This window comes from Acinetobacter sp. YH12236, from assembly GCF_013417645.1.
In the GTDB taxonomy this organism is placed as follows: domain Bacteria; phylum Pseudomonadota; class Gammaproteobacteria; order Pseudomonadales; family Moraxellaceae; genus Acinetobacter.
In genome coordinates this window covers 54,175-76,744 of record NZ_VPDM01000015.1, presented here as the reverse complement: position 1 = coordinate 76,744, position 22,570 = coordinate 54,175, and the positions used below count along the sequence as shown (strand labels likewise).

Genomic DNA, 22,570 nt, shown 5'->3' with positions numbered 1-22,570 from the left:
TATGATGTTCTGCATTGTGAAATAGGGGTCAGCGCTATATTTTGCTGTCTTATCAACGCCAAATATCTCCCGCTGCCCCAGAGATAAACTATAAGGATCTGTAGATGAAACGTGTTGTCATCACTGGTATGGGTATTAACTCGTGCATTGGTAATACATTAGAGGATGTGAATCACTCTTTACAAAACGGGATTTCAGGAACACGTTTTAATCCGACTTATGCTGAACTGAATTTCAAGAGTCATGTTAGCGCTGCTGCTGAACAGGATTTTGATGGTATTGACCGTAAGCTGAAACGCTTTATGGGCGTGTGCGCGATGTATGCCTATAATGCTGCTGTGGCTGCTGTTGAGCATGCGGGTTTAAAGCAGGAAGATCTGGCGAATAATCCACGTTATGGTATTGCGGGTGGTTCAGGTGGCAACTCGACAGCTTCTGTAGTAGAAATGACAAAATTGCTGGAAGAAAAAGGCGCACGCAAAGTTGGTCCATTCTTCGTACCACGTAACATGTCGAATACCATTACAGCAAACGTCGGTGTGGCATTCAAATTACAAGGGATTGCCCACTCGATTACCAGCGCCTGCGCAACTTCTGCCGATGCCATTGGTTATGCTTATAACCTGATTCAATTAGGCAAACAGGATCTAATGCTTGCCGGTGGTGGCGAAGAAGATCACTGGTCTCAAAGCCTGCTGTTTGATGCGATGGGTGCACTGTGCTCTAAATACAACGACACACCTGAAACAGCTTCTCGTCCATATTCAGCAGACCGTGACGGTTTCGTGATTGCTGGTGGTGGCGGTTTTGTGGTGCTTGAGTCACTGGAACATGCTCAGGCACGTGGCGCGAATATTCTGGCTGAGGTTGTAGCTTATGCAGCCAACTCTGATGGTGCTGACATGGTTGCTCCATCTGGCGAAGGTGCAACACGTTGTATCCTGATGGCTCTAGAAGAAGCCAAACAGCATGGTGTAGATAAAATTGACTATGTGAATACACATGGTACTTCTACTCCAGCAGGTGATGTTACTGAACTTAAAGCCATGGCACGTGCCTTCGGTGAAGGTCAGGTTCCTCCACTCAGCTCGACTAAATCTATGACAGGTCACAGCCTGGGTGCTGCAGGTGTACAGGAAGCGATCTACTCTATCCTGATGATGCAAAATGACTTTATTGCACCAAACATCAACGTGACTGAACTGGATGAAGGCGCAAAACCATTTGATATCGTACTTGAAAAACGTGACGCAAAATTGAATACTGTGATGAGTAACAGTTTCGGTTTCGGCGGCGTAAATGCTTGTCTCGTTTTCAAAAAATGGGAAGGCTAAGCCGCCCATTTTAGGGTGACTTGATGGATGCTCCTTCTGATGCTTTCTTGTGGGTAAAAGCATTACATATTATTGCTGTGGTTTGCTGGTTTGCTGCATTGTTCTATCTGCCACGGCTTTATGTCTACCATGCCATGAGCGAAGATGTCGTAAGTCATCAACGCTTTGAAATTATGGAACGCAAGCTGTATCGCGGGATTATGTGGCCAGCTATGGTCGCCACGCTGATCACAGCACACTTTCTGGTCGATTGGGGTGATGCAACGCGTCATTACCATGAAGCCTTATGGTTCTATCTGAAAGTCGGCTTGGTTGGCTTGCTGGTCATTTACCATTTGGTATGTGGTTATTATCGTAAGAAACTGATGGGAAATGCCCATTACAAGTCACACAAGTTCTGGCGCTTCTTTAATGAAATGCCAACGCTGATTTTATTTGCTGTGGTGATTTTAGTGGTGGTAAAACCTACTTTCTAAAATTCCCTAAAATAAAAAATCCCCGATTGATCGGGGATTTTTTATGTCTGCACTTTATTCTCCGGAGAGAATTTGCTGACGTTTACGAAGACGTGGTTTATACAAAGTATGATAGGTGGTAAACAGAATCACCAACCACAGCGGACTAATCATCAGTGCCTTCATGGTATCTGCTTCCAGACTTAAAATAACTAAGGCAAAGAACAAGAAGATCAACACCAGATAGGACATCCAGATTCCGCCCGGCATCTTGAAGGTCGAAGTGGCATGTTTTTCAGGTTGCTGTTTACGGTAACGGATATAACACACCATAATCAGCCCCCAGATACTGATAAACAGAATCACACAGAGTGAGCTGGCCAGCGTAAAGGCTTCCATCGTGTTCGGCACAAAATACTGGAAAGCTGCACCCGCCATAATAAAGGCACAAGAAAATAACAGACCTTTAGCCGGAACTGCACGACTTGAAAGCTCAGCCAAAGCCTGGGGTGCCTGACCATCACGTGCCAGCCCAAACAGCATCCGGCTGGTAGAGAACACGCCACTGTTCATGGAAGACATTACAGAAGACAGCACCACCAGATTCATGATAATGGCTGATACGGGAATACCCGCATGCAAGAAAAGAGTCACAAAAGGACTTTGATCAGCAGGAATTTCTACCCACGGCGTTACAGACATAATCACCAGCAGAGACAATACATAGAACAAGATGATCCGTGTAGGAATCGCATTCACTGCTTTAGGCAAGTTCTTTTCTGGATCCTTGGTTTCAGCCGCCATCGTACCCAGCAACTCTACCCCTACAAAAGCAAACATCGCAATCTGAAAACCAGCCAGAAAGCCCATTGTGCCCTTAGGGAACATACCATCATAGGCCCAGACATTGGTCAGGCTGGCAGCCGATCCACTTGGTGCCTGGAAGTCGCTGAAGATCATATATCCGCCAATCACAATCAGGCCCAGAATCGCCAGAATTTTAATCAGGGCGAACCAGAACTCGATTTCACCAAACAGCTTCACGGTCAGCAGGTTAATTCCCAGTACCAGCAATACACAGCCCGCACTGATCATGGCCTGTCCCATGGGTGTAAAAGCCATATCGGGTGGCAGCCAGAAATTCAGATAATTGATAATTGCCGCTAAGTCGGCAATACCGACCAGAATCCAGCCCAGCCAGTACGACCAGCCAATATAATAGCCAGCCCCCGGACCAATCAGGTCATGCGCCATATCAATGAAGGATTTATAGTGCAAATTGGATAACAGGATTTCCCCTAATGCACGCATCAGGAAAAAGAACATGGCTCCAATAATCATGTAGATAAACAAGATTGAAGGCCCTGCCAGTGCAATCGTTTTACCAGAACCCATAAACAGGCCTGTACCAATGGCACCACCAATGGCAATTAACTGCAAATGTCGGTTAGAGAGCTTACGCTGTAATTCACGGGGAGATGATGATGCATCATTTTTAGAAGAGGCTGTATTCATATTCAGTTCCTTTTTCACATCAGACCCTCGCTTATCTGATCGGATTTCTTCCTGAAATCCTGACTACAGATGCAGTTTCATTTAATGAATTAAATGATCAGGCCTGATGTGCTTACAAAATCAAGTTGGGAGATATAAAAATCTGAAGCAACTTAAGGGAGTGCTGCAATCACTGCAATTTCAATTAACCAGGCGGGATTCACCAGATCCGCCTGAATGGTTGCGCGTGCTGGTGTGCCACATCCTTCGAGCCATTCAATCCAGAGTGCATTGACGGTTTGAAAGTCTTCCAAGTTTTTAACAAAGAGCTGTGCAGATAACAGACGGCTTTTGTCTGTACCTGCCAGTTTAAGGAGTTGATCAATCTTCATGAGCACTTCACGCGTTTGACCACGAATATCCAGACTGGTGCTGTCTGGCACCTGCCCTGATAAATACACGGTTTGATTATAAATGGTGACAGCACTCATCACCTGATTGCTGTTCAAACGCTGAATATCTGCATGTTCCGTCATAATTTTATCCTCTCTTATTTCTAATATTTGTTTAATCTTTAGCTTTCAATCTGCACGGGCACACGTTGAGTAATGGCACACATCAGCTCATAGCCAACCGTACCCGAACCCGCGGCCACTTCATCAATCGGCAATACTGTGCCGTGTATGGATTGTCCCCACAGCACAACTTCGCTACCAATCTGCGCATCAGGTACAGAACCTAGATCAACCGCCAGCATATCCATACTGACGCGACCGACCGTTTGGGTTCGAATCCCATCTACCAAAACTGGTGTTCCAGTTTGTGTGATTCGCTGATAACCATCCGCATAACCACAGGCCACAATTCCAATCTGCATATCTTGCTCAACTATAAAAGTAGAGCCATAACCAATGCTGTCTCCTGCCCGAACCTGCTGAATCGCGATCAGTTCGCTACGCAGACTCATGGTCGGCTTTAAGTTCCAGTGATCAATCGTATGGGCGGGATAGTCAGGTGAGCTGCCGTAAAGCATGATGCCGCTACGTACAATGTCTGACTGTATATGCTGATGATGACGCAGAATGGCAGCACTATTGCTGAGTGAGGTTTTGCCAGGCAGATTTTGAATGGTTCCGGTAAAGACCAGCTGTTGATGTTCAATACCTTCCTGTCCAAGTCGCATGCCATCCGCATCAGAAAAATGCGTCATATGACTGATAGAGCGCACTTGCTGAATATTTTTTAATTCCTGCAAAGCGGCAGGATACTGCTCAGGTAAAAAACCGAGCCGATTCATTCCGCTATTCATTTTTAAAAAGACATCAAACTGTACGTCTGGTTGTAAGTCGACAAAGGTTTTTAACCATTCCAGTTGATGCTGGGCATGAATTGCAAAACTCATCCCATACTTGGCACAGTCGAATAAATCTTCAAGGCCAAAAATGCCTTCCAGCAACAATAAGGGCTTGTCACAGCCTAATGCACGCAAACGCTTTCCTTCAGTAAGATCCAGAAAGGCAAAACCATCGGCACTTTTTAATGCGGCATAAACTCGCTCAATACCGTGCCCATAAGCATCAGCTTTAACCACTGCAAAGACCTGGCTTTGAGGTGCACAGGAACGTGCAATCTGCAGGTTATGTTGCAATGCCTGTTGATGAATCACCGCATGTATTGGACGTGGCATAAATTTCTTCCCTGAAACTGATAATCCTTAAAAGCTTAAGCAACCTGCTGATAACGATTCAGCGACAAGCCTTCAGTGCTAATCTCAGGTGCTTGGCCCAGTACCAGATCACTGATCAGCTTTCCTGAGCCACATGCCATAGTCCAGCCCAGAGTACCGTGCCCAGTATTCAGGAACAGATTGTTAAAGCGTGTCGGTCCAATAATTGGTGTGCTATCCGGAGTCATTGGACGTAAGCCGGTCCAGAAACTGGCCTGCGCCATATCACCGCCCGGGAACAGGTCACGAGTGACCATTTCCAAGGTTGCACGGCGATCCTCATTCAGGCCCAAATTAAAGCCTGTCAGTTCTGCCATACCACCGACACGGATGCGCTGATCAAATCGAGTCAATGCAATCTTGTAAGTTTCATCCAGCACAGTCGATTGCGGTGCATGAGTCTGATCCACAATTGGAATGGTCAATGAATAACCTTTGACTGGATACACCGGCAGATCTAGATGCAGCGGCTTCAGGAAATCACGGGAATAGCTGCCGAAAGCTAGCACATATTTATCTGCGGTCAACACCTGACCATTGACCAGTACACCTTTGATCTGGTCGCCTTCAAACAGCAGTTTTTCAACATGCTGGTTAAACTTGAATTGTACGCCCATGCCTTTGGCGTAATTGGCCAGCGCATTGGTAAACAAGTAGCAATCACCGGTTTCATCATTTGGCAGATGCAGACCACCCACCAGTTTATCTTTGGCTTCTGCCAGTGCCGGTTCAACTTTGGCTAGCTGCTCACGATCCAGCAACTCAAAATCCACGCCGGTTTCTTTCAGCACTTCGATATCACGTTGCACTGCATCGAGCTGTGCTTCCTTACGGAAAATCTGCAAGGTTCCTTTAGAACGGTTTTCATAAGAGATGCCGATATCACGACGTAGATTACGTAAACAGTCACGGCTATATTCAGCGACCCGCACCATACGTTCTTTATTCACTGCATAATGTTGAGCATTACAGTTTTTGAGCATCTGGGCCATCCACTGTAGCTGCCACAGACTACCATCAACATTAATCGCCAATGGTGCATGATGCTGGAACATCCATTTCACTGCTTTAAATGGAATGCCAGGTGCTGCCCATGGTGTCGAATAACCAGGAGAAATCTGGCCTGCATTGCCAAAACTGGTTTCTTCAGCCGGACCTGCCTGACGGTCAAGGACAGTCACTTCTGCTCCCTGCTGCGCAAGATAGTAGGCACTCGTTACACCAATGACACCACCACCTAATACAATTACGCGCATGACATTACCCTCAATGACATTTATAGTTTATTTCACCAGTATATTTTTGGATCAATAGTGAATTTCACTGTTTTAAACTGATATATTCAGTAAATTCACTAGATTTTTCGCGTCATTTTTAAAAATTAAGGGAATAATAGATGCGCAAATTAGACCGCATTGATCGCATGATTTTAGATATCCTACAGCGCGATGGACGCATTGCAATCAGTGAACTCGCCTCTCAGGTCAACCTCTCCACCACACCCTGTTCCGAGCGAGTGAAGCGGCTAGAACGCGATGGAATCATCATGGGTTACCATGCCCGGCTCAATCCGGAAAAGCTGGAAAAGAACTTACTAGTATTTCTGGAAATCAAACTTTCTGCCAAATCGGGCGATGTATTTGAACAGGTCGCGCGTGACTTAAGTGAAATTCCTGAAGTGCTGGAATGTCATCTGATCTCGGGAGATTTTGATTACCTGGTGAAAGCCCGCCTAAAGGAAATGAGTGCTTACCGGCGTCTGCTTGGGGATTTATTAAAAAAGCTCCCCTCTTCTGCTTCCTCACATAGTTATGTGGTGATGGAAGAAGTAAAGGAAAGTTCATATCTGGATGTAGGAATCTAATTCTGACCCGAGTTCAAGTGGTAGACACAACAAAACCCCATAAGGGGCTTTGTTGTGAACCGTTTATCTGAATCAGATAAGTTTAAAATAAAATTTTATTATTTATATTGATGATTATTTAAAACTAGGCAGGAATACGTAGTACCTGACCCGGGAAAATATCATCCGCATTTTTCAGTAAAGGGCGATTCGCCTCGAAAATCTTGTTGTACTGATTGGCATCACCATAAAACTCTTTCGAAATTTTAGACAAAGTATCACCCGATTTAACCGTATAGAACTTACTTTCAGGTTCCGGATTCGCCACAGTCAGCTGGTCATCCACTTTAGCGACATGATCAACATTTCCTACCGCTAAAATAATCTTTTCACGATCCGCCTGACTTTGTACCTGTCCGCGTACGGTTGCCAGATCTGAGGTTGAGTTATAGCTGATCGACAATCCTGTAATTGGCAGTCCTAGGCTTTTGACATGACCTAACAACTTATTTGCTATTTCCTGTGCAGAAGGTTCAGCCGGTGCTGCCTTAGGTGCAGCTGCAGGCGCTTGCTGAGTTGCTGCAGGTGTTTGTTGTGGCTCCGCAGCTGCAGTGTTCTTTTTACCAATGCCTTTTACAAAATCAAAAAGACCCATAGTGGACTCCATTCTTGTTATTCATCAGATCATTCTTATTTGTACAAGGAAAGCAGCAGATACAAAGTTAGTCATTGGTAAGCAAAAGGTTATCGATTGTAAAATCACCCTATATCTATTCTACAGGCACAAAAAAACCACCTTGCGGTGGTCTTTAGGTTCAGCAAAGCTGAAAATCAGCATTAACCAAGTTTTTTAGTAACATAGTCAATAGCAGATTGAACAGTTGTGATTTCGTTAGAATCTTCATCAGGAATAGTGATGTCGAAGTCATTTTCGAAAGACATAACAAGTTCAACTAGGTCTAGAGAGTCAGCACCTAAGTCATCCATGAAAGATGCTTCGTTTTTAATCTCTTCGACTTTGATACCAAGTTGTTCTGCAACCGCTTGTTTAACGCGTTGTTCGATATCGCTCACAGGAATTCTCCTCATTGCTTGTGGCGTTTTTAATGCCGTTAGTTTAATTGAATCTATAAAATTTGGAAAGTTAATACATGTGCCGTTTAGCTCATGTATAAACCACCATTAACGTGAATGACTGTACCTGTAATGTAACTGGCTTTGTCCGATGCCAGGAAACTTACGGCATTCGCGATATCTTGTGGATCACCTAAACGGTTTAAAGCCACTTGATCACTCATTTTTTTGCGAATTTCTTCACTTAACTGTTCAGTCATTTCAGTTGCGATAAAGCCAGGTGCAACAGCATTGACTGTAATCTGACGACTACCCATTTCTTTAGCCAGACTGCGACCAAATGCTTCAATACCTGCTTTGGCAGCTGAATAGTTCGCCTGACCTGGGTTAGCAAAATGCGCCACCACAGAACTGATATTAATGATACGGCCGAAACGCGCTTTGGTCATACCTTTCAACACACGTTTAGAAAGACGATAAACAGCTTTCAGATGGATATTTAAAATATCATCCCAGTCGTCTTCCGACATACGCAATAACAGATTGTCTTTGGTAATACCGGCATTATTCACCAGTACCAGCACAGGACCATAGTTTTGCTCAATATCGCTGACCAGTGCATCAATCGCAGCACCATCACGTACATCTAAAACTTTACCGGCACCATGTTCAGCAAATTGTACGTTAAGTTTCTCTGCACCCGCTTCAGAAGTTGCAGTACCTACGACAAAATAACCGTCTTGAATTAATTGTTGTGCAATTGCAGCACCAATGCCGCGGCTTGCACCTGTCACCAAGGCAACTTTACGTTCCTGTGTCATGCAATTTTCCCTTCTGCCACCAATACGGTGTTAAGCGCATCTTCCAGACGAGATTGAGTATCTAATGGAAGTGCTTTTTCGATATTTGGTAAACGTTTTGCCATATTGGCCAGTACATTACCTGGGCCACATTCTACAATGTACTCAACGCCTTCATCTTGAAGGAATTGTAGTGTTTTAGTCCATTGTACTGACTCATACAGCTGCTCAGTCAAAGCCTGACGAAGCTCACTCACGTCCGCAGCTGCTTTTGCGCCTACATTTTGTAATACAGGTATGCGTGGCATCTCAATGGCAGTTTGTTCCAAAGCTGTTGCGAACTGCTCAGCGGCAGGTTTCATCAGTGAACAATGTGAAGGAACTGAAACTGGCAGTGCAATCGCTTTACCGCCATTTTCTTTGGCCAGTGCCATCACGGCTTCTACACGTTCTTTATTACCGGCAACTACGACTTGCCCCTGAGCATTATAGTTGGCTGCTTCAACTGAACCTTCGCCTGCTGCTGTTGCTTGTGCACAAAGCTCGATCACTTTGGCATCATCCAGACCCAGAATCGCTGCCATTGCACCTACGCCTTGAGGTACAGCAGTTTGCATCAACTTACCACGCAGGTTCACCAGCTTGACTGCATCACTCAGACTTAAAGCACCCGCTGCAACTAACGCGCTGTATTCACCGAGTGAATGGCCCGCCATATATTTTGGTGCTACCCCACCCAGCTCTAACCATACACGCCATAATGCGATGGATGCTGTTAATAGTACCGGTTGAGTAAATTCGGTTTGATCCAGACCTTCACCCGTCTGTGCAATCTGCCACAGATCAAAACCCACCGCTTCAGATGCTTCAGCAAATGTATCGCGGATACCACTAAACTGTTCTGCAAGTTCAGCGAGCATGCCGACTTTTTGTGAACCCTGACCTGGGAACACAAATGCAGTTTTAGTTGCTTGAGCTGCTTGTTCGAGTTGTTTAGCAGACATAAATAAAATCCTTTCATTCAAGAGGTGCGAATCTTTTCTTAGACCTAAAATTGGCCGATCAGATCACCTTACCCATTGTGGAGCGCAATTTAACACGTAATTTTGGCTTGGGTAATTGCCAAATACAACAAAAACCGCGACTTCACATGATGGCCGCAAAACCTGAACATAAAATCAGGCATAAAAAAAGGGAGCTTAACGCTCCCATTTTTTCTACTAAGCTTTAACGCTTAATACATCATCAATTATTCAGCAGATGCTTTAGCGAATAATTGACGACCACGGTAGATACCATCTTTAGATACGTGGTGACGACGATGAGTTTCACCAGTAGTTTGGTCTACAGTTAATGCATTCTCAGTTAAAGCGTCATGTGAACGGCGCATGTCACGGCGAGAGCGACTTTTACGGTTTTGCTGAACGGCCATGATGGCTCCTTACAAATATCGAAAAAATGGATCAGAACAAATTCGATTGTCTTATACGCATGAGTATAACACAAAAATTAGTTAAGTTTACCCTTCAAAGCTGCCAAAACTTCAAACGGATTATCCCGTTTTTCTTCAACAACTTCTTCTGCGGCAGGTTGATGCTTATGCTCACAAACGTCATGCTTAGGAGACAGCGGCATCAACAATAACAATTCATCTTCTATCAGTGCGAGTAAGTCAGCGGTGGCAGGTGCATCATATGAACCCTTCGTCGTTGCTTCACTTTCACCTAAGACGATGAAATCAGCATCCTCATCCAAGCGCTCTATCAGTGACTCATCATCCACAAGAGCTAGATGAAAATCTGAAACGAGTTCGATTTCAACGGTCTCCAGACAACGCTGGCATTCCATTGGAACTTTCGTTTCAACATGACCATCCAACCATGCAATGCGATGATAGGCATCCATTGATAGCTTACAGTCTATGTTAATCAATTGATCATCAATTGATCCAACAGCTTCACGAGCAATACGAACAAAGCGGGATAAAGGCAGTTGACCTGACCATTTAAAGCCCTGTTCAGCCCATTTAAACGGCTCAATCTGTGCCGGAAAGGTATTTGCTGACATAATTAAGGCGGCAATTCTACAAATTCATCAGAACTCTGTCAAAGATTAAGATACAATTTTGTACTTATTTTTAGACAGACCAATTGGGTAATTTCAGTCATGCATCTGTTGCAGCCGCAAACAGAAGTGAATGTTTCATCACTCGTTAGCACACTTTCAACCTCCGATTCTGACAGCTCACTACAGCAAGTGCAACGCTTACCGTGGGCGAATTTATCCTCAGAAGCGGAACAGGTTGATTGGCTCATCTTACACTTTAATCACTGGTTTTCCCACCTAAATGTCACTTTAGTCCGTGGTGAGTTTGAACCGGAGTATTTCCCGGCAACAAAAGATAGCCCTGCCCGAATTCAGTTTGCGCATGGCTTCTTTAATAGTGCCCTGCATGAAATCAGCCACTGGACCATTGCCGGTGACAAGCGTCGTCTGCTGCCAGATCTGGGCTACTGGTATGCGCCAGATGGTCGCACCAAGGAACAGCAAGCATTATTTGAGCAGGTCGAAATCAAGCCACAAGCGATTGAATGGATGTTTTCCAAAGCATTTGGCCGTAAGTTCCGTGTGTCCCTGGACAATTTAACCGGCGATGGTGGCGATGGCTCCAGCTTTAAAGATAATGTTTATGCTCAGGTACAACGCTATTTTAGTGGTGAAGCCAAACTGCCACGTGATGCCAAACGTTTCATTGATTGTATCTGTGTCTGCACCCGTGCGGGCAAAAGTTTACAATCTGATGAATTTCAACGTGAAATGCTTGATTAAATTACACAAATCTACCTGTTTGTCATTGTTACTTTATACAAAGGCATTTCATAATAAGTTTAGGGCAGGTTGGGAGGAATATTTATGCTGCATTTACGTGTACACCCGGATAATCCGCAAGCTCGTCTGATCAGTCAGGCAGTAGAACGTATTCGTGCCGGTGATGTTGTGGTTTATCCGACCGATGCAGCCTATGCGATTGGCTGCCAGATCGGGAATAAACATGCGATGGAGCGAATCGCACAGATTCGTGGTCTAGGACCTAAGCACCAATATGCCATTATCTGCTGTGACTTATCCGATCTTGCGACTTATGCCAAAGTCGACAATGCCGTCTATCGTTTGCTGAAAAATAATACACCTGCTGTGACCACGTTTATTCTTCCGGCAACCAGCGAAGTGCCTAAACGTTTAATGCATCCAAAGAAAAAAACCATTGGTTTGCGTATCCCTACCAATCCTGTGTGTCAGATGCTGCTTCAAGAGCTGGGCGAACCGCTGCTCACTTCAACGCTCATCCTGCCAGACCAGACGGATCCTTTAGATGATCCTTATGACATTGAAATGCAGCTTGGTAAGCGTATTGATGTGTTTATCGACAGTGGACTAGGCACATTAAGTACGACTTCTATTGTGGATTTATCAGGAGATCAGCCTGAAGTGATTCGTCGTGGTGTTGGTGATGTCAGTGCTTTTGAATAAATAAAGCTGCTTCTAATGAAGTCTCAGAAGAAAATAAAATGGATTTGTTTTATATCCTCCTGAACCTGAATGAATTTCCTGCCGATCATCTGATCTATGCTGAATTGCCTTGGACACTGGAATCCAAGGCAATATCTATCGATAAAAATTCCAAGCCAGAATTAAATCTGAATATCAACAATATTGAATACTCATACTTTCTTGAGATCGCGATGGCAAGAAAACTTCTACAAGTTTATTCAACAAGCAATGTTTGTCTGGCAGCTACCTGCCAACGTATCATCGAATATGTATTGCGAGAGCAGAATTAAAATAACCTTATCACGCATGCCAAGATTTAATAGCTCGCTGCACGCTCCTGAGTAGATGTACTGACCGCTGGTGCAACCGAAGGAACCTGATTATTCAAACTTGGCATTGGGGGTAACGGATCACCTTCTTTATAATGTTTTAACTGCAAGAAGTTTGGACATTCCGACAGTTTTTGCTGATGAGTTGCAAGTTCAGCACCAAACCTGTTTTTGACTGAAACATGAAAAGTGATTTGATCCTCTTCAAGCACATTCAATAACGCAGTCCGGGCTGTGGATTCCATAGTCCTAAAAGAATCAATAGAATTACAGCTCATGGTTTTGACCATTGCAGTAACACCGTCGGGTAAATCTTTGCCCGTATAAAGCGTATTACGCATATAGAAACGAATATGAGGATACTGGTCCAGTACGCTAAAATCCAGTTTCATGGCCTGCATCACTGGTTTGGCCTGCTCGACAAAGCTGGAAAAGCCGCCAGACTTCAGATTGGTACGCATTTCATTTTCAAGCTGCATGAGCTGATATTGAGGATAGCCCCAGAATACCCCTAAGCCGATGACGCCGATTAACACAAGTATGATTGGCATTTTTATAATTAACCTGATCTATGATTGTTATTTATCAATATTTTTTTGGCTATATTAGTTTATTTTTTAGGCGATAGATAACTATTTTTTCTTATTTTTATCACATATTTCCTGATGAGCTTTAACTCAGTCACTATTTAATAGGTGTTGAGAATCTTTTAAAAATTCTCTATATGAAGTTACAGTTTCTTAAGCCACTCAGGCTATATTGTATTTAATTTTAGCTAATATGCTGTTTAATATCAGACTTGTGCGTTTTACCCAATTAAAAAAATAAAATTTCCCCTTAAATAAATATGGATTTTTTGCTTTTGAATGCATATCTATTTTATTTAACGACAATTTTCCAGTACAATGCCAACTACTAAATTATGTGCTTTTTCTCCTGACAAGAGCTCGGGGAATAAGCCATTTCATGCCTTTGAAAATTCGCGTGGCTTATAATTGTAATGACTCAAATGCCCCATAACGCTATGGAATCTGCTCCAAACATCCGGGTTCTGGATGAATGGCAAAATACGATTCCAGAGGATCTGTATATTCCTCCAGCAGCGTTTGAAATTCTGTTAGAACATTTTGAAGGCCCCCTCGACTTTTTAATCTACCTGATCCAGAAAAATGGTTTTGACCTGTTACAGGTTGATATCGCGCCCATTGCCTCCCAATATCTGTCCTATATGGATGCGATGAAATCCCTGAATATTGAACTAACCGCGGATTATATGGTGATGGCTGCTTTACTGGCCGATCTCAAATCTCGTTTATTGTTACCTAAACCGAAAAGCGTGGCTGCGGTTGAACAGGATCCAAAACAAGACCTGATTGAGCGCCTGGAAAATTATTTACGGATCAAGCAGGCTGCAGAACGTCTGGGTCAGATGACGATTCTGGAACGTGATACCTTTGAGACCAATGTTCACTTAGGCGAGTTTATCCAACCCAATGAAGGCCATAGTGCTGATCTGCTGCGTGATGCCTTGCTTTGCGTCTTTAACCGTCCTGAACCGGTCATTCATCAGGTGCAACAGGAGCCTGTTTTACTGGAAGAACGGATTGCCTATATTGAAAGCTGTCTGGAATCCGGTGAAGTCTTGTCTTTTGATAACTTACTCAAGCCAAGTCAGGGACGCATGGGTGTAGTCGTGACCTTTATGGCCGTGCTAGAACTTACCCGCCAGCAAAAAATTCAAATTATTGCCTCAGGCATTGAGGCACCGCTCGCAATTCAAGGAGCACACGTATGAACACAGAACACAATATCTCCTTGTCTGCGGAAGATAATCTGCATGAAATTCTGATGCAGCTGGAAGCCATTATTTTTGCCAGTGACTCCCCAGTTTCCTTAGCTCGACTGAAAGAAGCATTTCAGGATCGCTATAGCAAGCAGGAGCTGCGCCAGTATTTACAACAGCTTTCCATGCTGATGCATGGCCGTTCTATTGAACTGGTTGAAACTGTGCAAGGTTACCGTTTTCAAGTGCGTGTAAAATATCGTAATATTATTGCACAGACCTGGCCCGAGCGACCGACACGCCTGTCACCTTCATTACTGGAGATGCTTGCGGTGATTGCTTATCATCAGCCAGTGACCCGAGCTGATATTGAACAAATTCGTGGTGTCACGAATAACAGTCAGATTTTGCGTACGCTGTTTGACTGGAACTGGATTAAAGAATCCGGCTTTCGTGAACTCCCTGGAAGACCTGCGTTGTTAGTGACAACGCCACAATTTTTAAATGCGTTTGGCTTAAATTCTTTAGGCCAATTGCCTCCCCTGCAGGATGCCAAGGAAGCTTTTATGGCGCTCGATGCGAATGCACCGAAGTCATAAATAGGTGAACTGTTGAATAATTATTTCTAAGGTTATGCTGTCATGAGTGAAAAGTTGCAAAAGGTGCTTGCACGTGTTGGTTTGGGTTCTCGCCGTTATATGGAAGAAGTCATTGCCGCAGGTCGTGTGAGTGTGAATGGGCAGATTGCCCAAGTGGGTGAACGAATCGAACCGGGTGATGAGCTTCGCATCGATGGTCGTAAAGTGCAGTTCCAGATCGAAGACGAAATCCGTCGTCGTGTCCTGATTTACTATAAGCCAGAAGGCGAAATCTGTTCACGTAATGATCCTGAACAGCGTCCAACAGTATTTGACAACCTGCCATCAATTCAAGGCGATCGCTGGGTAATGGTCGGCCGTCTGGATATTAACTCGACCGGTCTGTTACTGTTCACAAATGACGGTGAACTAGCGAATCGTTTAATGCACCCATCAAATGAAATCGAACGTGAATATGCGGTTCGTGTCATGGGTGAAGTGACTCCACAACTGAAAAACAACATGCTGAAAGGCGTGGTGCTAGATGATGGTCCTGCGAAGTTTGAATCATTCTCTGAACTGGGTGGTGACGGGATCAACCGTTGGTATCAAGTTGTCGTGAAAGAAGGTCGTAACCGTGAGGTTCGTCGTATCTTTGAATCACAAGGCCTGAAAGTCAGCCGTTTATTACGTACCCGTTACGGTACCGTGATTCTGCCACGTGAACTTCGTACAGGTCGCTGGATTGAACTGGATAAACAGGATATCGATAACCTGACCAAATCAGTTGAGCTGAAACCGCGTCAAGGTACCGGCTTATTCGGCATGGCGAAACGTCGTAATGAGCGTATGCAGGAAAAACCAATGGCAGCGCGCCGTGGTGGTTACTTGCGTCAGCAACGCCGTGATACCGATGAGCAGCAGCCGCAATACAACAACCGTGAACGTCGCGATGATCAAGGCTTTGGTCGTCGTGAAAACCAGAATGGCACCCAGTTTGCACGTCGTGACAACCGTGAAGACAACCAGTTTGGCCGCCGCGAAAACCGTGAAGGTAATGCACCACGCGGTTTATATGGTGCGAATAAAGGCTTTAAAAAGTTCTAAGCTTTGAATAAGATAGAGTCACTTCGGTGGCTCTTTTTTTGCAAGAACAATAATAATGACAAACCAATATTATAAACCTATGTCTACTAAGACTAACCGGCTTTACGGCTTCTATATATTGATGCTGATCCATTTTATGCTGGTTCATTACAACATCTGGCAAAGAGCTGATCCAGAGCGCAGCCCTATCCCTTTTAGTGATTTTCATTTTATTCGTGATTTTAGTACGCATCCTTTGCAAGTGCTGGATCTATGGACCTGTATCCTAATCGGTTCCTCCCTCTTATTGGTTCTTGTCATCCATCTTATAAAAACATACCGGGCACTGGTCATTTCTGAGCATAGTATCTACTGGTTTCTCTTTGAGCATCCTTACCGCAAGGTATGTAAATTGAGTGAAGTTCAGCAGCTTGAATATATTGCAATTCCTCCCAATGACCAGCATCAAATGGTATTGCTCCGCTTACATACAGCGGCACAAAACTATGATCTTAATCTCAGTCAATTTAATATGCTAGACCAAAAATTAATATATGAGCAGTTGGCTCAGCGATTTCCTGAAAGTGAATTCCCATCATAAAAAATGCCCAGCAATGTGGACATTTTTTTATTTCGTGCTTTAGCAAGTTACTGCGGAATACCCTGGGGAATCGCACTTAGCAGACGCTTGGTATAGTCGTGTTGCGGAGACTGATACAGGTCATCTGAGTTGGCAATTTCCACCAGATCACCATGATTTAGCACCATGATCCGATCAGCAATATATTTCACTACTGACAAATCATGCGAAATAAAGATATAACTCAGACTAAACTCATCCTGTAAATCCTGCAATAAGTTCAGTACCTGCGCCTGTACGGATACATCCAGTGCGGACACTGATTCATCACAGATCAAAATCTCAGGCTTTAAGGTCAGACAGCGTGCAATTGCAATCCGCTGACGCTGGCCACCTGAAAACTCATGTGGATAGCGATAGAAGGCCTGAGCCGGTAAGCTGACCCTTTCTAATAAATCAAGTGCCATCTGTTTACGTTCTGCATCATCCTTGCCAATATGATGAATCTGCATCGGCTCCATCAGGATTTGTCCCACGGTAAAACGCGGATTCAGCGAAGCATACGGATTCTGGAAAATGATCTGAATTTTACGTTGATAGGCCGTAAACTCTTTTTCCGTCATCGACAAGATATCTTTACCCTGAAACAACGCCTTGCCGCCTGTGGCCTGCTGTAAACGCATCAATAGCAAACCGATTGTAGTTTTGCCAGAGCCTGATTCACCAACCAGTCCTAAGGTTTTACCTTTAGCCAGCTGAAAAGACACCCCTTTCACGGCCTGAAATTCATCTTTGCCAAATAGGCCTTTACGGCTATAGAAAGATTTTTTCAGATCGCGCACATCCAGAATAATCTCTTCATTACCTTTTAAACCACGAGAACGCTCCTGTTGTAGCGGAGCGTTCGCATGCAGGTCATGCGCCAGACTATCCTGTTTCATAAAGTCGCTAATCACCGGCAAACGCAAAGGACGGTGCGACAGCTGTGGACGGCAATGCAACAAGGCTTGGGTATAAATATCCTGAGGATTGTTCAGGACTTCTGTCACCGAACCTTGCTCACGAATCTCGCCATAACGCATTACAATGACCTGATCCGCAATTTCACCAACTACCGCTAGGTCATGACTGATGAATAACATCGACATTTGACGGCGCTGACGCAAGGATTCAAGCAGGTCCAGAATCTGTTTCTGGATAGTCACATCTAATGCCGTCGTTGGTTCATCAGCAATCAAGAGTTTCGGTTCACAGGCAATGGCCATGGCAATCATGACCCGTTGCTGCTGTCCACCAGATAACTGACTCGGATAAGCATCAATCTTGGTTTCCGGTGAAGGAATACCGACTTCCTGCAAAAGTTCCAGTGTTCTTTGACGGGCCTGCTTTTTATTCATGCCCAAATGCAGGCGTAGAATTTCAGAAATCTGCATGCCTACGGTAAACACCGGATTTAATGAGGACATCGGTTCCTGGAAGATCATGGCAATTTCTTTGCCACAGATCTGACGCATTTCACTCGACTTAAGTTTCAATAAGTCCCGACCTTCAAACAGGATCTGACTGTCTTCAGCGACCTTAGAATTTTCTGGCGCCAAAAGTCCCATCACTGCTAATGAAGTCACAGATTTACCACTTCCGGATTCACCGACTAACGCCACTGTGGTATTGGCCGGAATTTCAAATGAAATTCCTTTGACCGTTTCCACATACTGTTTATTTTCACCTTTAAAACTGACACGTAAGTTATCTACGCGAAGTAACGCGGGTGCTGTGCTTGGATTCATTTCAGACATCGCTGCGCTCCTATTTCAGTTTTGGATCTAATGCATCACGTAATGCATCAGTAAACATTGAGAAAGCTGTCACCAGTACCGCCATCGCCACCGATGCCGCAGTCAACTGCCACCATTTGCCTAAAATCAGCTCGCTTTGCGCTTCATTCAGCATACTACCCCATGACACCACACCAATCGGTACGCCAAAGCCTAAGAAGCTGAGAATGACTTCGGACTTGATAAAGGCCACTGCAAGAATGGACATTTGAACCAAAGCGATATGACTGACATTCGGAAAAATATGCACGAAGATACGGCGCATATTGCTTACCCCAATGGCTTTCGCTGCCAGTACATATTCACGTGCAGTATGCTTCATATATTCCGCACGAACCAGGCGGAATACCCCGGTCCAGCCGGTCAGACCCAAAATCAGGATAATCGATAAGATCCCTTTTTGTTGCAGTACTGCTGCAATCGCTAACACCAGCAACAGATAAGGAATAGAAGTAAAGATATTGTAGAACCAGTTCAGCACATCATCGACCCAACCACCGAAATAGCCAGCAATCGCACCAAGTACTGTACCAATCACCACCGCAACCAGCGCAGCAATCAGGCCAACCAAGATTGAAGTTTCTGCACCTTTAATGGTTTTCAGTAGTACATCCTGACCCCATTTATCTGCGCCAAAGAACAGGCTCTGTTTAAGCTCACTACTCTGATCCAGTAACTGACCCCCTAATTCCTGATCAATGGCTTTCATATCTTCAGCCAGTGGATCGACTACACCATAATAATCAATCACACCTGCGCCCTGTTCAGCAGCAATTTCTGCTTCCAGTTCTGCAATCACATCTTTTAAAGGATCAACTGGATTAACTGGTACTACGGCAGATTCAGTACTTTGATCTTCACCTGCCGCTCCAGGCATAGACGGTGTATAGATAAAGCTTGGGGGTGCATAACTCACCGCTACTTCTTTATTCCAGTCCTTGGCAATCATACCGGTCATGGAAAGCAGCAACATCAGCAGATAAAACAGCACCACAAATAGGGAGAACATCGCAATACGGTCACGTTTCAGACGACGCAACGCCAGCTGCCATAATCCGGTTGAAGCAGACTCAGGCACTGCTGAAGCATGTTGCTCTTTTTTAAATATCGCACTCAGCATAATTCACCTACTTCAACTGTACACGTGGATCGACCCATTTATAGATCAGATCGGCAATCAGGTTAAATAACATGGTCGCAGCCGCAACATAGACCGTAATCGCTTTAATTACCGGAAAGTCAGAACGTTCAACTGCGATAATCACTTCACGGCCAATGCCAGGAATACCGAAGAAACGTTCAATCAGGAAAGCACCGATCAGTAAAGCCGGAAGTCCCGCCATGACATCAGTAATGATTGGAATCGAAGCATTGCGCAGTACGTGCACGCCCAGAATGCGGCTTTCGCCCAGACCTTTGGCACGTGCGGTACGGACATAATCCTGATTGACTTCATCCAGAACAAAACTGCGGTAGAGACGTAAAGTCGGTGCAATACTCACCACCAGCATGATTAATACTGGCAATAGTGCATATTTGAATAAATTTTCAGTAAAGTTATCGCTCCAGCCCTGTACCGGGAACCAGCTCAGTTCATAAGCCAAGACGTACTGGAATACGATGATATAGACCAGAATACTGATCGACATACCGATGGTACACAGCATCATGATCATGCGGTCAGTCAGTGAACCGCGCACTGAAGCTACCCCAAGTGCCAAAATGATTGAAACAATCGTTTGCAGAATCGTGAGTGGAATCAAAATGGTCAGTGATGGCCCCAAACGCGTGGTAATAATCTGGGATACCGACTCACCGGTACTCCAGCTCACGCCATAATCAAAGGTCAAAATCTGCTGGATGAAAATCCACAGTTGTACGTAATAAGGCTGATCGACCCCGAGCTGTTGGCGGATATTTTCAATCTGCTCAGCATTGGCCATTTTACCGGCCAGGATATAGGCCGGATCTCCCCCGACCCAGTTAAATAACAGGAATATCAGCAGAATCACCCCCAGCATGGTGGGGATCATTTGCCAAATCCTTCGAATAATATATGCCAGCATCGCTTTCCTTCCTTGACTTAATGTCCTGAAATTTCATTAAAGAAAGCTTTGCTGTCCGGATCACGGCCCAGAAAATCCTTAACCATCTGATCGCCCGGCTTTTGTCCGCCTTGTGCCAGTACAGTCTCACGATAGTGCATGCCGACTTTTGGATCCATCAGATGGTCACCATAAGCAGACAACATATCGAGTGCCAGCACTTCAGACCACATATAGCTGTAATAACCCGCCTGATAGCCACCCATCAAATGTCCGAACTGACCCGGGAATTGCTGACCTGGAACAGAGCCCAACGCAGTTTTACTTTCCATATCCTGCCAGAGTTTTAATGGATCAATACTTTTCGCATCTTTACCGTGCAGGGCCATGTCGTACTGAGCATATAAAGTCTGACGGGCATAATGCAGACCGCGACCATAATTTTTCACATTCTTTAAGCGCTCGGTCATGGCTTCATCGACACGAGGACAAGCAGGTTCACAGTAATCCGCTACTTTAGATAAAGTCTCGAAACGGCGCGCCCACTCTTCATACATTTGCGAAGGTGCTTCAACAAAGTCACGCTCTACCGATGTACCTGACTGCTCGGTATAACGGGTCTTCGATAATATTCCGTGTAGCGCATGACCCATTTCATGTACAAAAGTCTCCAGCTCATTACTGTTCAGACCTTTACGGTTGAAGTTGGTCACCAAAACAGAGACCGGACGGCGATGATTTAAACGGCTGCCACCATAAACGCCCCAGACTGCAGCATGGCCATATTTGCCTTCACGTGGATATTTATCGACATAAAGTCCGCCCATAAACTCACCGGTGGCTTTGTCATGCACGGCATAGTATTCAACTTCATCGTGCCAGGCTTTGACTTTTACCGGCTTGAATTCAATCCCATATAATTCGGAGGATACGGCAAATAACCATTTTTGCGCCGCTTCAGTCGGGAAATAATTACGCAGTTTTTCCTGATCCACCTTATATTTGGCCTGACGCAGTTTTTCACTCCAGTAGCCTTGGCTCCAGCGCTCAATCTCTGCTTTTTCCAGCGGAATTTTTAAGGTTTCTGCCTTGAACTGACGTAATTCTTCAACATCCTGCTTTTCTAATGGCGCAACTTTGGCATAGACCTCATCCAGAAAACTATTGACTGCTTCTGGGGTTTTGGCCATGCGATCTTTTAAGGCAACATACGCATAGCTATCTTTATCAAACAGCTGGGCCAGTTCATAACGCAGATCAATAGCCTTTTTCATGTATTCGAGGTTTTTCTCAGTCCCTCGGCGGGTATAGGCAGTCTGATAACGTTTACGAGCTTCATCACTCTCTGCCAGCTCCATAAATGGCTGATATTCCGGATAGTCGAAGCCGAGCAGATAATTGCCCTTTTCATTTTTCTTTAAACCGGCGATATAGCTCTCAGGTAAACCTTTCAGCTCTGCAACAGTGAATTCAACTTTTTCAGGGTTATCACGTACATTCTTGGAATAGTCCTGCCCCAGTTTGGTACTTTCTTCAATAATTTCCTTCAGACGCTTCTGTTTCTCTGCGCTGAGTTGTACCCCGGTTTTTTCAAATTGATTCAGAATATCTTTCAGGAATTTCTCATCGACCGGATCTGTGGCTTTCAGTTTCTTGAATTGGGCATACAGTTTTGGACTCTGATACATGGAAGTCAGGTATTTACTGATTTTCAGCTCACAGTCATCTGCTGCCTGACGCAAGGCCGGATCAGGATCGACATTACTATATAAACCGATAGGTGAAACAAAATCACCAATCGATGCCTGCAATGTATCCCAAGCTGCCAGATAAGGACGGGCTTCAGCCTTATTTTTGATTTTCTGGCTTTCAAATTTCTGGATATCTTTTTGCATTTTATCCAGATTGGCATCGCACAATGCCGGAATTTCTGCAGCCTTGAATAAAGGCAAAAGCTGGGTTTGGGTCTCTGCCATGACGGTTTGAGATCCCCCGATCATCGCCAGACAGAGTGTGGTAAATTTCAAGTGTTTTAATGTCATCATCATCTCCAGCT

Annotated in this window: 25 protein-coding genes; 10 read left to right on the top strand and 15 right to left on the bottom strand. The window is 44.6% G+C overall.

Translation table 11 applies throughout. From position 1 onward, the window contains the following. Positions 1-104: 104 nt before the first annotated feature. Together FTV14_RS08650 and FTV14_RS08645 are read left to right on the top strand one after the other, a co-directional pair. Positions 105-1,334, top strand: coding sequence for a beta-ketoacyl synthase N-terminal-like domain-containing protein (locus tag FTV14_RS08650; protein ID WP_005234293.1), 1,230 nt, complete (start codon positions 105-107; stop codon positions 1,332-1,334). A 23-nt stretch (positions 1,335-1,357) separates the two neighbouring features. Next, the gene (locus FTV14_RS08645; protein WP_179992879.1) at positions 1,358-1,810 is read left to right on the top strand and encodes a CopD family protein; all 453 of its coding nucleotides are present in this window, start codon (positions 1,358-1,360) and stop codon (positions 1,808-1,810) included. Between the two features lie 54 nt (positions 1,811-1,864). On the opposite strand, the gene FTV14_RS08640 is transcribed toward FTV14_RS08645, so the two are convergent. From FTV14_RS08640 to FTV14_RS08625, 4 genes are all read right to left on the bottom strand, one after another. Next, the gene (locus tag FTV14_RS08640) at positions 1,865-3,304 is read right to left on the bottom strand and encodes an amino acid permease (protein WP_180053771.1); all 1,440 of its coding nucleotides are present in this window, start codon (positions 3,302-3,304) and stop codon (positions 1,865-1,867) included. Positions 3,305-3,456: 152 nt separating this feature from the next. Then, positions 3,457-3,819, bottom strand: a complete 363-nt coding sequence (locus FTV14_RS08635; RefSeq protein WP_180053770.1) for a RidA family protein — start codon at positions 3,817-3,819, stop codon at positions 3,457-3,459. A gap of 38 nt (positions 3,820-3,857) precedes the next feature. After that, positions 3,858-4,970, bottom strand: coding sequence for an alanine racemase (gene alr / locus FTV14_RS08630; RefSeq protein ID WP_180053769.1), 1,113 nt, complete (start codon positions 4,968-4,970; stop codon positions 3,858-3,860). Positions 4,971-5,005: 35 nt separating this feature from the next. After that, on the bottom strand, positions 5,006-6,265 hold the full coding sequence (locus tag FTV14_RS08625; RefSeq protein WP_034701616.1) for a D-amino acid dehydrogenase: 1,260 nt from the start codon (positions 6,263-6,265) through the stop codon (positions 5,006-5,008). Between the two features lie 140 nt (positions 6,266-6,405). Here FTV14_RS08625 and FTV14_RS08620 point away from each other — a divergent pair, with 140 nt between their 5' ends. Continuing rightward, a complete protein-coding gene (locus FTV14_RS08620) occupies positions 6,406-6,873 on the top strand; it encodes an Lrp/AsnC ligand binding domain-containing protein (RefSeq protein WP_180002408.1) in 468 nt (155 codons plus the stop codon). Between the two features lie 124 nt (positions 6,874-6,997). Here the strand turns inward: FTV14_RS08620 and lysM are convergent, their stop codons facing one another. The 6 genes from lysM to FTV14_RS08590 all read right to left on the bottom strand — a co-directional run bounded on the left by lysM (position 6,998) and on the right by FTV14_RS08590 (position 10,793). Beyond that, positions 6,998-7,507 (bottom strand): peptidoglycan-binding protein LysM, encoded by a 510-nt coding sequence (lysM, locus tag FTV14_RS08615; protein WP_034701613.1) that lies wholly within the window; start codon positions 7,505-7,507, stop codon positions 6,998-7,000. Between the two features lie 182 nt (positions 7,508-7,689). Next, entirely contained in the window at positions 7,690-7,926 is a 237-nt protein-coding gene (acpP, locus tag FTV14_RS08610; RefSeq protein ID WP_004783299.1) for an acyl carrier protein, read from the bottom strand. 86 nt (positions 7,927-8,012) lie between these two features. Then, the gene (fabG, locus tag FTV14_RS08605; RefSeq protein ID WP_159123542.1) at positions 8,013-8,747 is read right to left on the bottom strand and encodes a 3-oxoacyl-ACP reductase FabG; all 735 of its coding nucleotides are present in this window, start codon (positions 8,745-8,747) and stop codon (positions 8,013-8,015) included. Then, positions 8,744-9,730 (bottom strand): ACP S-malonyltransferase, encoded by a 987-nt coding sequence (gene fabD / locus FTV14_RS08600; RefSeq protein ID WP_180053768.1) that lies wholly within the window; start codon positions 9,728-9,730, stop codon positions 8,744-8,746. The genes fabG and fabD overlap by 4 nt, the downstream gene beginning before the upstream one ends. Before the next feature lie 245 nt (positions 9,731-9,975). After that, positions 9,976-10,158 (bottom strand): 50S ribosomal protein L32, encoded by a 183-nt coding sequence (gene rpmF, locus FTV14_RS08595; protein WP_004783304.1) that lies wholly within the window; start codon positions 10,156-10,158, stop codon positions 9,976-9,978. Positions 10,159-10,235: 77 nt separating this feature from the next. Next, complete coding sequence (locus FTV14_RS08590; protein WP_004783305.1) at positions 10,236-10,793, bottom strand: DUF177 domain-containing protein; 558 nt, start codon at positions 10,791-10,793, stop codon at positions 10,236-10,238. 99 nt (positions 10,794-10,892) lie between these two features. Here FTV14_RS08590 and FTV14_RS08585 point away from each other — a divergent pair, with 99 nt between their 5' ends. The 3 genes from FTV14_RS08585 (at position 10,893) to FTV14_RS08575 (ending at position 12,568) form a co-directional block, all read left to right on the top strand. Further along, the gene (locus FTV14_RS08585; protein WP_125278772.1) at positions 10,893-11,555 is read left to right on the top strand and encodes an elongation factor P hydroxylase; all 663 of its coding nucleotides are present in this window, start codon (positions 10,893-10,895) and stop codon (positions 11,553-11,555) included. Positions 11,556-11,639: 84 nt separating this feature from the next. Further along, complete coding sequence (locus tag FTV14_RS08580) at positions 11,640-12,257, top strand: L-threonylcarbamoyladenylate synthase (RefSeq protein ID WP_004783309.1); 618 nt, start codon at positions 11,640-11,642, stop codon at positions 12,255-12,257. Between the two features lie 38 nt (positions 12,258-12,295). After that, entirely contained in the window at positions 12,296-12,568 is a 273-nt protein-coding gene (locus FTV14_RS08575) for a hypothetical protein (protein ID WP_125278773.1), read from the top strand. 26 nt (positions 12,569-12,594) lie between these two features. Here FTV14_RS08575 and FTV14_RS08570 read toward each other — a convergent pair whose 3' ends face one another. Beyond that, a complete protein-coding gene (locus FTV14_RS08570; protein ID WP_125278774.1) occupies positions 12,595-13,158 on the bottom strand; it encodes a hypothetical protein in 564 nt (187 codons plus the stop codon). 449 nt (positions 13,159-13,607) lie between these two features. Between FTV14_RS08570 and FTV14_RS08565 the strand changes: the two genes are divergently transcribed. The 4 genes from FTV14_RS08565 to FTV14_RS08550 all read left to right on the top strand — a co-directional run bounded on the left by FTV14_RS08565 (position 13,608) and on the right by FTV14_RS08550 (position 16,655). Next, entirely contained in the window at positions 13,608-14,402 is a 795-nt protein-coding gene (locus FTV14_RS08565; protein ID WP_180047965.1) for a ScpA family protein, read from the top strand. Continuing rightward, entirely contained in the window at positions 14,399-14,989 is a 591-nt protein-coding gene (gene scpB / locus FTV14_RS08560) for an SMC-Scp complex subunit ScpB (RefSeq protein WP_005234269.1), read from the top strand. The genes FTV14_RS08565 and scpB overlap by 4 nt, the downstream gene beginning before the upstream one ends. Before the next feature lie 42 nt (positions 14,990-15,031). Then, entirely contained in the window at positions 15,032-16,075 is a 1,044-nt protein-coding gene (gene rluB / locus FTV14_RS08555) for a 23S rRNA pseudouridine(2605) synthase RluB (RefSeq protein WP_004783318.1), read from the top strand. A gap of 79 nt (positions 16,076-16,154) precedes the next feature. Then, the gene (locus FTV14_RS08550) at positions 16,155-16,655 is read left to right on the top strand and encodes a hypothetical protein (RefSeq protein ID WP_166136674.1); all 501 of its coding nucleotides are present in this window, start codon (positions 16,155-16,157) and stop codon (positions 16,653-16,655) included. A gap of 47 nt (positions 16,656-16,702) precedes the next feature. Here FTV14_RS08550 and FTV14_RS08545 read toward each other — a convergent pair whose 3' ends face one another. The 4 genes from FTV14_RS08545 to FTV14_RS08530 are packed head-to-tail and all read right to left on the bottom strand — an operon-like array spanning position 16,703 to position 22,556. Continuing rightward, complete coding sequence (locus tag FTV14_RS08545) at positions 16,703-18,430, bottom strand: ABC transporter ATP-binding protein (protein WP_180053767.1); 1,728 nt, start codon at positions 18,428-18,430, stop codon at positions 16,703-16,705. Between the two features lie 10 nt (positions 18,431-18,440). Next, on the bottom strand, positions 18,441-19,589 hold the full coding sequence (locus tag FTV14_RS08540; RefSeq protein ID WP_180053766.1) for an ABC transporter permease: 1,149 nt from the start codon (positions 19,587-19,589) through the stop codon (positions 18,441-18,443). Between the two features lie 7 nt (positions 19,590-19,596). After that, a complete protein-coding gene (locus FTV14_RS08535) occupies positions 19,597-20,535 on the bottom strand; it encodes an ABC transporter permease (protein ID WP_004783323.1) in 939 nt (312 codons plus the stop codon). Positions 20,536-20,552: 17 nt separating this feature from the next. Beyond that, a complete protein-coding gene (locus FTV14_RS08530) occupies positions 20,553-22,556 on the bottom strand; it encodes a M3 family metallopeptidase (protein ID WP_180053765.1) in 2,004 nt (667 codons plus the stop codon). Positions 22,557-22,570 lie beyond the last annotated feature (14 nt).

What these genes read in the sequence shown, in the direction of transcription:
- FTV14_RS08625 (WP_034701616.1), bottom strand. Translation starts at nt 6,265, where the DNA reads ATGCGCGTAATTGTATTAGGTGGTGGTGTCATTGGTGTAACGAGTGCC.
- fabG (WP_159123542.1), bottom strand. Translation starts at nt 8,747, where the DNA reads ATGACACAGGAACGTAAAGTTGCCTTGGTGACAGGTGCAAGCCGCGGC.
- fabD (WP_180053768.1), bottom strand. Translation starts at nt 9,730, where the DNA reads ATGTCTGCTAAACAACTCGAACAAGCAGCTCAAGCAACTAAAACTGCA.
- FTV14_RS08650 (WP_005234293.1), top strand. Translation starts at nt 105, where the DNA reads ATGAAACGTGTTGTCATCACTGGTATGGGTATTAACTCGTGCATTGGT.
- FTV14_RS08585 (WP_125278772.1), top strand. Translation starts at nt 10,893, where the DNA reads ATGCATCTGTTGCAGCCGCAAACAGAAGTGAATGTTTCATCACTCGTT.
- alr (WP_180053769.1), bottom strand. Translation starts at nt 4,970, where the DNA reads ATGCCACGTCCAATACATGCGGTGATTCATCAACAGGCATTGCAACAT.
- FTV14_RS08535 (WP_004783323.1), bottom strand. Translation starts at nt 20,535, where the DNA reads ATGCTGGCATATATTATTCGAAGGATTTGGCAAATGATCCCCACCATG.
- FTV14_RS08550 (WP_166136674.1), top strand. Translation starts at nt 16,155, where the DNA reads ATGTCTACTAAGACTAACCGGCTTTACGGCTTCTATATATTGATGCTG.
- FTV14_RS08530 (WP_180053765.1), bottom strand. Translation starts at nt 22,556, where the DNA reads ATGACATTAAAACACTTGAAATTTACCACACTCTGTCTGGCGATGATC.
- FTV14_RS08540 (WP_180053766.1), bottom strand. Translation starts at nt 19,589, where the DNA reads ATGCTGAGTGCGATATTTAAAAAAGAGCAACATGCTTCAGCAGTGCCT.
- rpmF (WP_004783304.1), bottom strand. Translation starts at nt 10,158, where the DNA reads ATGGCCGTTCAGCAAAACCGTAAAAGTCGCTCTCGCCGTGACATGCGC.
- FTV14_RS08565 (WP_180047965.1), top strand. Translation starts at nt 13,608, where the DNA reads ATGACTCAAATGCCCCATAACGCTATGGAATCTGCTCCAAACATCCGG.
- FTV14_RS08640 (WP_180053771.1), bottom strand. Translation starts at nt 3,304, where the DNA reads ATGAATACAGCCTCTTCTAAAAATGATGCATCATCATCTCCCCGTGAA.
- rluB (WP_004783318.1), top strand. Translation starts at nt 15,032, where the DNA reads ATGAGTGAAAAGTTGCAAAAGGTGCTTGCACGTGTTGGTTTGGGTTCT.
- FTV14_RS08580 (WP_004783309.1), top strand. Translation starts at nt 11,640, where the DNA reads ATGCTGCATTTACGTGTACACCCGGATAATCCGCAAGCTCGTCTGATC.
- FTV14_RS08635 (WP_180053770.1), bottom strand. Translation starts at nt 3,819, where the DNA reads ATGACGGAACATGCAGATATTCAGCGTTTGAACAGCAATCAGGTGATG.
- FTV14_RS08545 (WP_180053767.1), bottom strand. Translation starts at nt 18,430, where the DNA reads ATGTCTGAAATGAATCCAAGCACAGCACCCGCGTTACTTCGCGTAGAT.
- scpB (WP_005234269.1), top strand. Translation starts at nt 14,399, where the DNA reads ATGAACACAGAACACAATATCTCCTTGTCTGCGGAAGATAATCTGCAT.
- FTV14_RS08570 (WP_125278774.1), bottom strand. Translation starts at nt 13,158, where the DNA reads ATGCCAATCATACTTGTGTTAATCGGCGTCATCGGCTTAGGGGTATTC.
- FTV14_RS08590 (WP_004783305.1), bottom strand. Translation starts at nt 10,793, where the DNA reads ATGTCAGCAAATACCTTTCCGGCACAGATTGAGCCGTTTAAATGGGCT.
- FTV14_RS08645 (WP_179992879.1), top strand. Translation starts at nt 1,358, where the DNA reads ATGGATGCTCCTTCTGATGCTTTCTTGTGGGTAAAAGCATTACATATT.
- lysM (WP_034701613.1), bottom strand. Translation starts at nt 7,507, where the DNA reads ATGGGTCTTTTTGATTTTGTAAAAGGCATTGGTAAAAAGAACACTGCA.
- FTV14_RS08575 (WP_125278773.1), top strand. Translation starts at nt 12,296, where the DNA reads ATGGATTTGTTTTATATCCTCCTGAACCTGAATGAATTTCCTGCCGAT.
- FTV14_RS08620 (WP_180002408.1), top strand. Translation starts at nt 6,406, where the DNA reads ATGCGCAAATTAGACCGCATTGATCGCATGATTTTAGATATCCTACAG.